Genomic DNA, 13,210 nt, shown 5'->3' with positions numbered 1-13,210 from the left:
CGCGAGAGGCACCGCCATGAGCTTCAAAGTTTTCGTCGACGGCCAGGAAGGCACCACCGGCCTGCGTCTGCTGGACTACCTGACCGGCCGTTCGGACATCGAACTGCTGCGCATCGACGAGAGCAAGCGCAAGGACCCGGCCGAGCGCGCGCGCTTTCTCAATGCCGCCGATGTGGCCTTCCTCTGCCTGCCCGATGCCGCCTCCCGGGAAGCGGTCGGTCTGGTGACCAATCCCAACACCTGCATCATCGACGCCAGCACCGCCTTCCGTACCGACAGCGGCTGGACCTACGGCCTGCCCGAGCTGGCCCCCGGTCAGCGCGAGGCGCTACGCGCCAGCAAGCGCATCGCCAACCCCGGCTGCCACGCCACCGCCTTCATCCTGCTGGCCCGACCGCTGGTGGATGCCGGCCTGCTGGCCCCGGACACCCCGCTGTCGGCCTTTTCCCTGACCGGCTACAGCGGTGGCGGCAAGCAGATGATCGCCGCCTACGAAGCCGGCGGCGAGGCGCGCCTGCTGAGTCCGCGTCCCTATGCCATGGGCCAGGGCCACAAGCACCTGCCGGAAATGCGCGTGCAGAGCGGTCTGGCCGCCGCGCCGGTGTTCAGCCCCATTGTCGGCCCCTTCCTCAAGGGCCTGGCGGTGACCATCCCGCTGCACGCCAGCCAGCTGCGCCCGGGCACCAGCGCGGCCGACCTGCAGGCGGCGCTGGCCCGCCACTATGACGGCGAAGCCTTCATTCGGGTGGCGCCGGTAGCTGCCGAGGAGGAGTTGGACAATGGCTTCTTCGACGTCCAGGCCAACAACGATACCAACCGCGCCGACCTCTTCGTCTATGGCAATGCCGAGCGGATGACGCTGGTGGCGCGCCTGGACAACCTGGGCAAGGGCGCGGCCGGCGCTGCGGTTCAGTGCATGAACGTGCACCTGGGCGCCGACGAGGGTCTGGGACTCGCCAGCGGCCGCTAGTCAGGGCGCCGGCTTTCTGCACGGGCGGGGCGAACCTTTCTCGAGGCGCCCCGTCTGAATTGCTGAACGGTTCGGATAACCGTTCTGCTCCTTTGCTGTTTAGTGTTGGCAGATGCTGGACCCCTGCTGTGGCGGTCCAGTCTTGAACTCCGGACTTCTCCCCTCCCCCGATGGAAGTCCGGAGTTTTTTTATGCCTCGGCGGCGGGCTCGTCGAGACCCAGCCAACTGGCCAACACCCGCTGGGCATCTTCTATCCCCTGGCGCTTGGGCGCCGAGAACAGCTGGATGCTGGCGGTATCACCCCAGCCCTGACGCACCTCGCGCTGGACCTTGAGCAGGGCGTTCTTCTGCGCGCCGAAGGCCAGCTTGTCGGCCTTGGTCAGCAGGATGTGCAGCGGCATGGAACTGGCCTGGGCCCAGTCCAGCATCAGACGGTCGAATTCGGTCAGCGGATGGCGGATATCCATCATCAGCACCACGCCGCTGAGCGAATTGCGGCTGCTCAGATAGGCTTCCAGGTGCTCCTGCCAGTGCTGCTTGAGCGGGATCGGCACCTTGGCGTAGCCATAGCCGGGCAGGTCCACCAGGCGCCGCTCCTCGTCGAGGGTGAAGAAGTTGAGCAGCTGGGTGCGCCCCGGCGTCTTCGAGGTGCGCGCCAGATTGGCGTGGGTCAGGGTGTTGAGCGCACTGGACTTGCCGGCGTTGGAGCGACCGGCGAAGGCCACTTCCAGACCGCTGTCGAGCGGGCACTGATCGACCTTGGCGGCACTGATGAGAAAGGACGCCTGCTGGCACAGACCGACGATGGGATTCTTGAAGCTGGACATGGGGGTACTCGCGAGCGCGCGGCAAAGCCAGCAGTATATCGGATGCGCTGGGCGAGGACCGCGCTCCTGGCAACCTGAACGAAGCCTGAACATGGCCGGCCTCGACGGCGTCAGCGACTAGGCGCGGCGATGCACCCGGCTACAATGCCCGCAATCCGTCATGCCCGGTTGGTGGGCGTGCTTTCTTCCAGGAGTAGTCCCATGCGCAACCTGCTTTTCTCCGCCGTGTTCGCCGCCGCCAGTCTGTTCGGCGCGGCCGCCCATGCCGACGACATCCAGGCCGGCAAGCAGTACACCGAACTGAGCAGTCCGGTTCCGGTGTCCGAACCCGGCAAGATCGAAGTGGTTGAGCTGTTCTGGTACGGCTGCCCGCACTGCTACGCCTTCGAGCCCACCCTCAACGCCTGGTCCAAGAAGCTGCCCGACGACGTCACCTTCAAGCGCGTGCCGGCCATGTTCGGTGGCGTCTGGAACGTCCACGGTCAGCTGTTCGTGACCCTGGAAGCCATGGGCGTGGAAGCCAAGGTGCACGACGCCGTCTTCGCCGCCATCCACAAGGAGCACAAGAAGCTCGCCACCCCCGAAGAGATGGCCGACTTCCTCGCCACCCAGGGCGTGGATCGCGACAAGTTCCTCAGCACCTACAACTCCTTCGCCGTGAAGGGTCAGGTGGAAAAGGACAAGAAACTGGCCATGGCCTATCAGATCACCGGCGTACCAACCATGGTGGTCAACGGCAAGTATCGTTTCGACCTGGGCTCCTCGGGTGGTCCGGACGAAACCCTGAAAGTCGCCGACTTCCTGATCCAGAAAGAACGCGCCGCCAAGTAAGCTTCATCCGCCGCCGCGTCCTGCGGCGGCGGCTCCTCAGTTCGTCCCGCCCAAGCGGCCTCTGGTCGTCCTGCTCAAACTTTCCCCGAAACCGCCGATACCCTAGCCACTATCAAGTTGGTTGGGCGCCCCGTCGTGCCTGCCTGCTGGCCACCCTCAAGCCTTTGGAGCGGGCGGATGGAGCGCGCGGACGTCGAACGCTGGAAAAACAAATACCTGGAGAGCCTCGAGAATCTCGAACGCCTGGAGAGCCGGTGGGAAAACCGCCTGGACCTGGTGCGTCGTGGCCTCGTGCGCAGCAGTCTGGCCGCCGAAGGCAACGACGCGGCGGTGGACGCCTGCCTGGTCGAATTGCGCGACATTCTCCGCCGGGACGACAGCGACGCCGATCTCGCCAAGCTGATTCCGCGCCTGGAGCGCACCGTGCTCGATTCCGAGCAGCGCCGGGAATTGCGTGCGCGCCAGGTAACCGAGGCCTTTGCCGAACTCTGCCGGCTGCTGCAGACCCTGGAGTTGCCGCGTGACCAGCGCAAGGCGCTCAAGGGTTTCGCCAAGCGCGCCCAGGCCGCTGCCGGCCAGCCGAGCGAGCTGCCCGCGCTGCTCGGCGAGTTCAGCCGCCTGCAGCAACAGGCCCTGAGCCAGCTGCACCCCGAGCAGCCCGCCCGCCCCGGCTTCCTGCAGCGCCTGCTGGGAGGACGAGGCGAGCATGCGGAAGAGGCGCCAGCGACGCTACCGGCGCAGATGCCCGACGCCGCTGCGCCTCTCGCCCAGGCCGAGCCGGCGGAAACGTCCGAACCGCCAGCGCTGGCCAGTCCGCCAGCCGCTGCCGTCGAGATCAGCGGCGATGCTTCGCTTGCGCCGGCCGATCCGGCCTATGCCCTGCCACCGGTGCCCGAGCCCGGCTACAGCGCCATCGCCCCGCATCTGGAAGCCACCCTTTTGCGCCTGCTCGACGACCTGGCGCTGCCCGATAGCCACAAGCCCCAGGCCGAGCACCTGCGCCAGCGCATCCAGGGCAGTCTGAACTGGTACGAACTGGTACCGGTGCTCGACGACCTGTCGGTACTGGTGCTGGCCCTCAACCATTCCGGGCAGAGCGAATTCCAGCTCTATCTGCGCCGCCTCAACGAGCGCCTCGCCGCCTTCCAGACCGGTCTGCAACACGTCCACGACCAGCGTCAGGACGGCCAGACCCAGGAGCGGGCCTTTGGCGAGGCCCTGCGCGGTCAGGTCAACGAACTGCAGAGCGAGGTCCAGGAGGCCACCGACTTGGACAGTCTCAAGCTGTCCCTCGACAGCCGACTGGAAGGCCTGCTGACCAGCCTGGCCGAGCAGCAGAGCCAGCGCGAGACCCGCGAGCAGGAAGCCAGCGAGCGATTCAACGCCCTCACCGAGCGCGTCGCCGGCATGGAGCGCGAGGCCCAGCAGTATCGCGGCCACCTCGAAGAACAGCGACAGAAGGCCCTCTGCGACCCCCTCACCGGGCTGCCCAATCGCGCCGCCTGGAGCGAACGCCTGGAACTGGAGGTGGCCCGCTGGCAACGCCATGGCGGCGACCTGCTGCTGGCGGTGCTCGATGTCGATCTGTTCAAGCGCATCAACGACGGCTACGGTCACCTGGCCGGCGACAAGGTGCTCAAGATCATCGCCAGCGAATTGCAGCGCCGCCTGCGCAAGACCGACTTCATCGCCCGCTTCGGCGGCGAGGAGTTCGTCGTGCTGTTGAGCGCCACGCCGGTCGCCGGCGGGGTGACCCTGATCGAGCAGCTACGCGCCGCCGTCGCCGCCTGCCCCTTCCATTTCAAGGGCGAGCGGGTGGTGATCACCCTGTCCGCTGGTCTTGCCGCCTTTGCGCCGGGCGAGGATGCCGATACCGTATTCGAACGTGCCGACCAGGCGCTCTACCGCGCCAAGCGCGCCGGACGCGATCGCCTGGACGTGGCCTGACCCTTCCGCCGTTCGCGAGGTAATCGTGCGAAATCCCTTCAAGTTCCTCCCCTGGCTGCTCTGCGGCCTGCTCCTGGCCGGCTGCTCCAGCGGTCCGCGCATCAACGACGACTACACCGCCCGCGACCAGGACAGCCGGGTGCAGTACATCGTGCTGCACTACACCGCAGCGGGCTCCCAGCAGTCGCTCAAGCTGCTGACCCAGGCCGGCGTCAGCGCCCACTACCTGATCGACACCGATGGCACCATCTACCGTCTGGTGGATGAGAATCGCCGCGCCTGGCATGCCGGCGTCAGCGAATGGGAAGGCCGTACCTGGCTCAATTCCACCTCCATCGGCATCGAGATGGTCAACCTGGGCTTTCGCGACACCCCGGCCGGACGCCAGTGGTATCCCTTCAGCGAAGCCCAGATCCAGGCGCTGATTCCGCTGCTCAAGGACATTGAACAACGCCACGGCCTGGATCGCCGCGCCATCGTCGGCCACAGCGACATCGCCCCGGGACGCAAGCAGGATCCGGGTCCGCTGTTTCCCTGGGCGCGCCTGGCCGCGGCGGGGCTGATCAACTGGCCGAATCAGAACGTGGTCGCCCAGCGCCAGGCCAGCCTGGGCGGCGTGCTGCCGCCGCCGGCCTGGTTCCAGGATCAGCTGGCGCGGATCGGTTATGCGGTGCCGCGCACCGGCGTGCTCGATGCGGCCACCCGCGATGTCATCGGTGCCTTCCAGATGAAGTACCGGCCCGGCCGTTTCGACGGCCAGCCGGATCTGCAGACGGCGGCATTGCTGCTCAGCCTGCCCAGCGGTCGCTAGGCCGGCCGAGGCGACCTACAGCCGCACGCTGGCGAAGGTGGATTCGCCCTGGGCCTGACTCAGGGCCGCCAGCGCGGACGAGGCCGGCATCAGCGACAGCTCCTGGGACAGCGGCATCAGTGCGATGGGCTGCTGGATGGTCGGACCCTGGCGCTCGTCGCGCGGCGGGATGCCGAAGTATTCGCGGTAGCACTTGGAGAAGTGCGGGGTGGAGACGAAGCCGCACACCGAGGCCACCTCGATGATCGACAGGGTGGTCTGCTTGAGCAGCTGCCGGGCGCGGATCAGCCGCAGCTTGAGGTAGTAGCGCGACGGCGAGCAGTGCAGGTACTTCTGGAACAGGCGCTCCAGCTGGCGCCGGGACACATCCACATAGACCGCCAGCTCGTCGAGGTCGATGGGCTCTTCGAGATTGGCCTCCATCAGCGCCACGATCTCCTGCAGCTTGGGCTGGTTGGTACCCAGCATGTGCTTGAGCGGGACGCGCTGGTGATCCTGCTCGTTGCGGATGCGCTCGTAGATGAACATCTCCGAGATCGCCGCCGACAGCTCGCGACCATGCTCGCGACCGATCAGGTGCAGCATCATATCCATCGGCGCGGTACCGCCCGAGGCGGTGCAGCGGTTGCGGTCGATGGTGAACAGACGGGTGCTGAGCACCACGCGCGGATAGGCTTCCTGCAGGGCCGCCAGGGTTTCCCAGTGCACGCTGCAGTCGTAGCCGTCGAGCAGACCGGCACGGGCCAGGGCCCAGCTGCCGGTACAGACCGCGCCCAGCTTGCGGCCCTGGCGCGCCTGGCTCTGCAGCCAGGTGCAATGCTCGCGCGACACGCTACGCTGGATGCCCACGCCGCCGCAGACGATCACCATGTCCATTGCCGGGGCGGCGCTGACGGCGCTGTCCGGAGTGATCTGCAAGCCGTCGCTCGCCCGCACCGGACGGCCGTCCAGACTCAGGGTGCACCAGCGATAGAGTTCGCGTCCCGACAGCTGGTTGGCCATGCGCAGCGGCTCCACCACCGACGCCAGGGAGATAAGTGTGAAGTTGTCCAGCAGCAGAAAGCCGATGGACTGGATCGCACGGGCCTGTGACGAGGTGGGAATGGGCGACATGGTTTGAATCTCCTTCACGCAGGCTGGGGCCCTTTGCTGGGCTCTAATGAGGTGCGGCGGACAACGTTGGGCGAAAGATGTGTCGCGGACGCATAAGTCATGTCGCAATTCCCATGCCGAAAATGGGTGAACCCCGCTGCAGGCAGGCTGTCTGGGGCGAATAATCCATTAAGCAGCGGTCAATGGCGTTGATTAGATAGGGTTTTTAATTGCGACCTTTCAGGTCTGAGACCGACCTCTGGGAGATAGCACTTCGCCAGAGGTATCCCATCGGTAACACCAGGACATAACCGATGCGCGCCAAAATGTGGCATGGCGACTCAGTTGGCACGGTTGTAGTTCAGGCCAGCGACCGTTGGTCGCCCTTCTGGCCACTTGTGGCGAAAAGCCATCAAGACCGGGACCAGACGGACCGGTACGTGCAGTGGCCAGGGTCCTTCCCTTCGCGATTCCCTGGAGTTCAGGATGAAAATCTCCCAAGCGCTGTGGTTGTCCGGTCTGTTGCTGAGCTCGACCGTGCAGGCGGGCGAGGCCGAAAGTTGCCAGCAGGTGCGCCTGGCCGATGTCGGCTGGTCGGATCTCAATATCACCAACGCCATGACCCGCTATCTGCTCAGCGCCCTCGGTTACGAGACCGAGGTGCTGCGCCTGTCCCTGCCGCAGACCTACGACGCCCTGGCCGCAGGCGAGGCCGATGTCTTTCTCGGCAACTGGATGCCGGCGCAGGCCAAGCTCAGCCAGCCCATGGTCGACGCAGGAGCGGTCGAACGCCTGCACGCCAATCTGGAGGGCGCTCGCTACACCCTGGCGGTGCCCGAGTATGTCTACGAGGCCGGGGTCAAGAACTTCGCCGACATCGCCCGCTTCGCCGAGCGTTTCGACCGCACTATCTATGGCATCGAGCCCGGCAACGACGGCAATGCCCTGGTCAAGAAGATGATCGCCAGCAACGCCTTCGGCCTGGGCGACTTCAGGCTCGACGAATCCAGCGAGCAGGGCATGCTGACCCAGGTGCGGATGAAGGAGCTGCTGGACCGCCAGTGGATCGTCTTTCTCGGCTGGGAACCGCATCCGATGAACGTCCGGCACAAGCTGGCCTACCTGGACGGCGGCGACGACTACTTCGGACCCAATCAGGGTGGGGCGACGGTCTACACGGTGGTGCGCAAGGGCTATGCCCAGCAGTGCCCCAACGTGGCCCGGCTGCTGGGCAACCTGGAGTTTTCCCTGGACATGGAAAACCAGCTGATGGATCGGGTGCTCAACGAAAAGGACAATCCGCGCCGCGCCGTGCGCAACTGGCTCAAGCGCAATCCCGAACGCCTCGACGCCTGGCTCAAGGGCGTCGCCACTCGCAGCGGCGCGCCGGGCAACGCCGCGGTGAAGGCCAGCCTGGCCAACTGAGTCGCGGGCCTGTGCGATGGCTATCAACCCCTCTGGGCAGCGGCTCGCCGCAAGGGGCATGTGCGCTCGCACCGCCGCCTCGCGCGGCCACGCCGCCCTAGGCGCGGACCTGCCCCGGGGCTCGTGCTGGATACGACATTTCCGCTTCTGGTTGCGACGCCGCGTACACTGGTAGCGACGCAGGCGGTAGGCGAGCCTGGGGGGATGGGTTACAGATAAATACACGTGGGGCGCACCGAAAGGTACCCCGCCAAACGCAAGGAGATGTGTCCATGAAAGGTTGTTCCCGTTGGCTCTTGAGTGCCGCTCTGCTGGCGCCACTCGCTGTTCAGGCGGCCGAACCGGCTTCCTGTGCCAAGGTGCGCTTTGCTGACGTCGGCTGGACCGACATCACCGTGACCACGGCCGTGACCAGCGAGGTGCTGCACGCCCTCGGCTACCAGACCACGACCAACATGATCTCCGTACCGGTTACCTACAAGTCCCTGCAGAACAAGGACATCGACGTCTTCCTCGGCAACTGGATGCCGAGCATGGCGGCGGACATCAAGCCCTATGCCGACAATGGCAGCGTCGAGACCGTGCGCGCCAACCTGGAGGGCGCCAAGTACACCCTGGCCGTCCCCCAGTACGTCTATGACGCCGGGGTCAAGAGCTTCGCCGACATCGCCAAGAACGCCGACAAGTTCGACGGCAAGATCTACGGCATCGAGCCGGGCAACGATGGCAATCGCCTGATCCAGGGCATGATCGACAAGAACACCTTCGACCTGGGCAAGTTCAAGCTGGTGGAGTCCAGCGAGGCCGGGATGCTGTCGCAGATCCAGCGCGCCGAGCGGCGCCAGCAGTGGGTGGTCTTCCTCGGCTGGGAACCCCACCCGATGAACACCCGCTTCAAGATGGCCTATCTCCAGGGCGGCGACGACGTCTTCGGCCCCAACTACGGCGGCGCCACCATCTACACCAACGTGCGCAAGGGCTACGTCCAGGAATGCCCCAACGTGGGCAAGCTGCTGACCAACCTGTCCTTTACCCTGGACATGGAAAACCAGCTGATGGACAAGGTGCTCAACGAAAAACAAGCCGCGAGCGCCGCCGCCAAGGCCTGGCTCAAGGCGCATCCGCAGGTGCTCGACCAGTGGCTGGCCGGCGTGACCACCCGCGATGGCAAGCCTGCGCTGGAGGCGGCGAAGACCGCCCTGGCCCCCTGAGCGAACACTAACATTCGACTGTCCCGCGCCAGTTCGGGCGGGTACTGCCACAGCCGAAGCACGAATCAGCGGTTCTCGTGCTTCGACCTGTCCACTCCTACCTGACGGGCACCGTTATGTTAATCACCGACCACAAGCTCCCTCTCGGCCAGCAGATCGCCGATTTCATCGACTGGCTGACGCTGCATGGCGCCAGCGTCTTCGACAAGATCTCCGATGTGCTGTCCGGCCTCATCCACGGCCTCACTGCCGGCCTGATGTGGTTCCACCCGCTGGCCTTCATTGCCCTGGTCGCGGTAGGGATCTATCTGCTGCAACGCAGCATCGGCCTGGTGATCTTCGCCCTCATCTCCCTGCTGCTGATCCTCAACCTGGGGTACTGGCAGGAAACCATGGAAACCCTGGCCCAGGTGGTCTTCGCCACCCTGGTGTGCATCGCCGTCGGCGTGCCGCTGGGTATCATCGCCGCGCACAAACCCTGGTTCTACACCGGCCTGCGCCCGGTCCTGGACCTGATGCAGACGGTCCCCACCTTCGTCTATCTGATTCCGACCCTGACCCTGTTCGGCCTGGGCGTGGTGCCCGGGCTGATCTCCACGGTGGTCTTCGCCGTGGCCGCGCCGATCCGCCTGACCTGCCTGGGCATCCAGGACGTTCCCGCCGAGCTGATGGACGCCGGCAAGGCCTTCGGCTGCTCGCGCTGGCAGCTGCTGACCCGCATCGAGCTGCCCCACGCCATGCCCAGCATCGGCGCCGGCATCACCCAGTGCATCATGCTGTCGCTGTCCATGGTGGTGATCGCCGCCCTGGTGGGCGCCGATGGCCTCGGCAAGCCGGTGGTGAACGCCCTCAACACCGCGGACATCGCCCTGGGCTTCGAAGCCGGCCTGTCCATCGTCCTGATCGCCATCCTGCTCGACCGGGTGTGCAAGCAACCCGCCCCACGCGAGGTTAAATAAGTCATGACCGCCATACGTTTCGAACACGTCGACGTCATCTTCGGCAAGCAGAACAAGCGCGCCCTGGAGCTGCTCGACCAGGGCAAGGGTCGCAGCGAGATCCTCCAGGAAACCGGCCAGGTACTGGGCGTCGAGGACGCCTGCCTGGAGGTCCAGAAAGGCGAGATCTGCGTGCTGATGGGCCTGTCCGGCTCGGGCAAGTCCAGCCTGCTGCGCTGCATCAATGGCCTCAACACCGTAAGTCGCGGCAAGCTGCTGATCGAGCACCAGGGCGCCGAGGTGGACATCGCCAACTGCTCGCCCGCCGTGCTCAAGGACATGCGCACCACCCGCATCGCCATGGTGTTCCAGAAGTTCGCCCTGATGCCCTGGCTGACCGTGGCCGAGAACGTCGGCTTCGGCCTGGAGATGCAGGGCCGCTCGGCTGCCGAGCGCAAGAAGCTGGTCGACGAGAAGCTGGAGCTGGTGGGCCTGACCCAGTGGCGCAACAAGAAGCCCGACTCCCTCTCTGGCGGCATGCAGCAGCGCGTCGGCCTGGCTCGGGCCCTGGCCATGGACGCCGACATCCTGCTGATGGACGAGCCCTTCTCCGCCCTCGACCCGCTGATCCGCCAGCAACTGCAGGACGAATTGCTGCAGCTGCAGGCCAAGGTCAACAAGACCATCGTCTTCGTCAGCCATGACCTCGACGAAGCCCTCAAGATCGGCACCAACATCGCCATCATGAAGGACGGCCGCATCATCCAGCACGGCCGCCCCGAAGACATCGTGCTCAATCCGGCGGACGAATACGTGCGCACCTTCGTTGCCCATACCAATCCGCTCAACGTGCTCAGCGGCTATAGCCTGATGCGTGGCCTGGACAAGTGCGGTCGTGAAGGCAACGAGATCTGCCTGGAGCGCAGCCACGATATCTGGCTGGCCCTGGAAAACCAGACGGTCAAGGCCCTGCGCCGTGGCGGCGAGAGCCTGGCCCTGCAACGCTGGACCCCGGGCATGCCGGTCACCAGCCTGCAACGCCAACCGACCCTGGCACCGGCCGACATCCGCATGCGCGATGCCCTGGAGATCCGCTACCACACCGGGCACAAGCTGGTGCTGGAGACCGAAGGCCGCGCCGTGGGCATCCTCGGTGACAAGGAGCTCTACCACGCCCTGCTGGGCAAGAATCTGGAAAAGGCCGGCGAAGACGTCGCCCCGCCTGCGGTCCGCTCGACCCTGTCCCAGGCCGGCTGACCGCCTGCCCCGCCACCCGCCTCTCCCCTACGGAGGCGGGTGCGCACCGCCCTCCTGCTCCACCGCCGGCAGCACCATCCACGGCGCGCTTACCCGACACCTCTGCTCATCCCGAGCTACACCTCCATCCCTGGCCGTCGCTCAGCCTGACCCTGTTCACCTAGCACGGCCAAAGGACGCGCGCACGTCTCCGGGCAGCGCCTGATGGGTACCGCCGTGCCGATAGAAAAATGATCGAGGTGGCGCAGGACAGGCAGGCTGCGAACGCCTTGGCGATCTCGCAGCCTGCCGGGATGGGTAGCGAGAAGGGTTAGAGCACCACCGTCCGCCCGGCGTTGAGGAAGACGCGGCGTTCCAGGTGATAGCCCACCGCCCGGGCCAGGGTCAGGCACTCGATGTCACGGCCGCGGGCCACCAGGTCTTCGGCATAGTGGGCGTGGTCCACGGACTCGACGCCCTGGGCGATGATGGGGCCTTCGTCCAGGTCGTTGTTGATGTAGTGCGCAGTGGCACCCACCAGCTTGACGCCCTTGGCATAGGCCTGGTGATAGGGCCGCGCGCCCTTGAAGCCGGGCAGCAGGGAGTGGTGGATGTTGATCGCCCAGCCGTCGAGGCGACGGCAGAGTTCCGGCGACAGCACCTGCATGTAGCGGGCGAGGATCACCAACTCGGCGCCAGTCTCCTGCAGCACCTGCCAGACCCGAGCTTCCTGGGCCGGCTTGTCCTGGGGATCCAGGGGGAAATGGTGATAGGGAATGCCGTGCCAGGCCGCCAGGGGTTCCAGGTCCGGGTGGTTGGAGATCACCGCCACCACGTCCATGGGCAATTGGCCGATGCGCTGGCGATAGAGCAGGTCGTTGAGGCAGTGGTCGGCCTTGGAGACCATGATGGCGACCTTGGCTCTATAGCCTGGCGGGGTCAGTTCGAAGGTCATGTCGAAGGGGGTGAAGCGCAGGTCGAGGCCGACGCGGAACAGGCCTTCGTTGAAATCGCCGGGCACCTGGAATTCCACCCGGATGAAGAAGCGCTGGGCCTCGCGATCATCGAAGCTGTGGTGCTGGGTGACATAGCAGCCCTGCTCGAACAGGTAGCGCGTGACCACGTCCACGGTGCCGAGGCGACTCGGGCTCTGGGCGGTGAGGATCCAGGTATCGGGCGTGCGGCTCATGATGAATTCCTTTGCATGGAGATGAAGCCAGAATCACAAAACCCGACCTGCGCACAACACAGGTCGGGTTCGATAGAGCGACTGAACGCAGCGATCGGTCAGGCCTCGATGCGCAGTCCGTACTCGGCGCTCGCGTCCTGCAGCCACAGCCAGACGTAGTCGGCGAAGCTGCGGCGCACCACCAGCTCCCAGGTGTCTTCCGCCGTGTGGCGGATGATCAGCTGGGACTTGGCGAACACCGTACCCACGGCCTTGCCCACCGGGAAGTTGCTCGGGTGGACGTCGTAGGAGGTGGACTTCATCAGCACTTCACGCACCTTGGGGCCCTTGAGTTCGACCAGCGTCTGGCCGCCGCCGACATTGACGATGGCGACATGGCGCTCGCCCAGCGCCTGGCGCAGGGCCTGCTCGGTGGCGAACTCGCTGCCACCGGGCACCACCAGCAGCCATTCGTCCGGGCCGAGCCACTGCAGCGAGCTCTCGCCCTTCTGGGTGATCGCCAGCGGACCGGGCACTTCCAGGCCGACCACGCTCTGCACGGCGCCGGTGAAGCCTTCGTCATGGGCATCGCCACGGAGCACCAGGTGACCCAGCAGGGCCCGCTCGCGCAGGATCACCCCGGCGGTGGCCGGGCCCCGTCCGGCGAGCTTGCTCAGCTCGGCGTGGAACAGCGGGGATTCGGCGCGCGCCTTGGCGGAGTATTGGTCGTACACATTGATGTTGTTCATGGGG

General features: G+C 65.8%; 12 protein-coding genes. 8 read left to right on the top strand and 4 right to left on the bottom strand.

Annotated elements, in window-relative coordinates; translation table 11 throughout:
- The first annotated feature begins 16 nt into the window (after window positions 1-16).
- Complete coding sequence (gene argC, locus LRS53_RS07975) at window positions 17-970, top strand: N-acetyl-gamma-glutamyl-phosphate reductase (RefSeq protein ID WP_231355559.1); 954 nt, start codon at window positions 17-19, stop codon at window positions 968-970.
- 189 nt (window positions 971-1,159) lie between these two features.
- Here the strand turns inward: argC and yihA are convergent, their stop codons facing one another.
- A complete protein-coding gene (gene yihA / locus LRS53_RS07970; protein ID WP_017639244.1) occupies window positions 1,160-1,798 on the bottom strand; it encodes a ribosome biogenesis GTP-binding protein YihA/YsxC in 639 nt (212 codons plus the stop codon).
- A 201-nt stretch (window positions 1,799-1,999) separates the two neighbouring features.
- Here yihA and LRS53_RS07965 point away from each other — a divergent pair, with 201 nt between their 5' ends.
- The 3 genes from LRS53_RS07965 (at window position 2,000) to LRS53_RS07955 (ending at window position 5,387) form a co-directional block, all read left to right on the top strand.
- Complete coding sequence (locus LRS53_RS07965; protein ID WP_017639243.1) at window positions 2,000-2,629, top strand: thiol:disulfide interchange protein DsbA/DsbL; 630 nt, start codon at window positions 2,000-2,002, stop codon at window positions 2,627-2,629.
- A gap of 177 nt (window positions 2,630-2,806) precedes the next feature.
- The gene (locus LRS53_RS07960) at window positions 2,807-4,576 is read left to right on the top strand and encodes a GGDEF domain-containing protein (RefSeq protein WP_231355558.1); all 1,770 of its coding nucleotides are present in this window, start codon (window positions 2,807-2,809) and stop codon (window positions 4,574-4,576) included.
- A 25-nt stretch (window positions 4,577-4,601) separates the two neighbouring features.
- Complete coding sequence (locus tag LRS53_RS07955) at window positions 4,602-5,387, top strand: N-acetylmuramoyl-L-alanine amidase (RefSeq protein WP_231355557.1); 786 nt, start codon at window positions 4,602-4,604, stop codon at window positions 5,385-5,387.
- A gap of 15 nt (window positions 5,388-5,402) precedes the next feature.
- On the opposite strand, the gene LRS53_RS07950 is transcribed toward LRS53_RS07955, so the two are convergent.
- A complete protein-coding gene (locus LRS53_RS07950; RefSeq protein ID WP_017639240.1) occupies window positions 5,403-6,500 on the bottom strand; it encodes a GlxA family transcriptional regulator in 1,098 nt (365 codons plus the stop codon).
- A 465-nt stretch (window positions 6,501-6,965) separates the two neighbouring features.
- Here LRS53_RS07950 and choX point away from each other — a divergent pair, with 465 nt between their 5' ends.
- From choX to choV, 4 genes are all read left to right on the top strand, one after another.
- On the top strand, window positions 6,966-7,904 hold the full coding sequence (gene choX / locus LRS53_RS07945) for a choline ABC transporter substrate-binding protein (RefSeq protein WP_231355556.1): 939 nt from the start codon (window positions 6,966-6,968) through the stop codon (window positions 7,902-7,904).
- 272 nt (window positions 7,905-8,176) lie between these two features.
- Complete coding sequence (locus tag LRS53_RS07940; RefSeq protein WP_017639238.1) at window positions 8,177-9,115, top strand: choline ABC transporter substrate-binding protein; 939 nt, start codon at window positions 8,177-8,179, stop codon at window positions 9,113-9,115.
- A gap of 116 nt (window positions 9,116-9,231) precedes the next feature.
- Window positions 9,232-10,074: a choline ABC transporter permease subunit gene (gene choW / locus LRS53_RS07935; protein ID WP_017639237.1), complete on the top strand. Its 843-nt coding sequence runs from the start codon at window positions 9,232-9,234 to the stop codon at window positions 10,072-10,074.
- Between the two features lie 3 nt (window positions 10,075-10,077).
- Window positions 10,078-11,310: a choline ABC transporter ATP-binding protein gene (gene choV / locus LRS53_RS07930; RefSeq protein ID WP_017639236.1), complete on the top strand. Its 1,233-nt coding sequence runs from the start codon at window positions 10,078-10,080 to the stop codon at window positions 11,308-11,310.
- Window positions 11,311-11,620: 310 nt separating this feature from the next.
- Here choV and purU read toward each other — a convergent pair whose 3' ends face one another.
- Both purU and LRS53_RS07920 read right to left on the bottom strand, forming a co-directional pair.
- The gene (gene purU, locus LRS53_RS07925) at window positions 11,621-12,478 is read right to left on the bottom strand and encodes a formyltetrahydrofolate deformylase (RefSeq protein WP_093253079.1); all 858 of its coding nucleotides are present in this window, start codon (window positions 12,476-12,478) and stop codon (window positions 11,621-11,623) included.
- A 98-nt stretch (window positions 12,479-12,576) separates the two neighbouring features.
- The gene (locus LRS53_RS07920; protein WP_231355555.1) at window positions 12,577-13,206 is read right to left on the bottom strand and encodes a sarcosine oxidase subunit gamma; all 630 of its coding nucleotides are present in this window, start codon (window positions 13,204-13,206) and stop codon (window positions 12,577-12,579) included.
- Window positions 13,207-13,210 lie beyond the last annotated feature (4 nt).

Source organism: Pseudomonas sp. PLB05 (assembly GCF_021106615.1).
Taxonomy (GTDB): domain Bacteria; phylum Pseudomonadota; class Gammaproteobacteria; order Pseudomonadales; family Pseudomonadaceae; genus Chryseomonas; species Chryseomonas benzopyrenica.
This window is presented reverse-complemented; position numbering and strand designations above follow the sequence as displayed.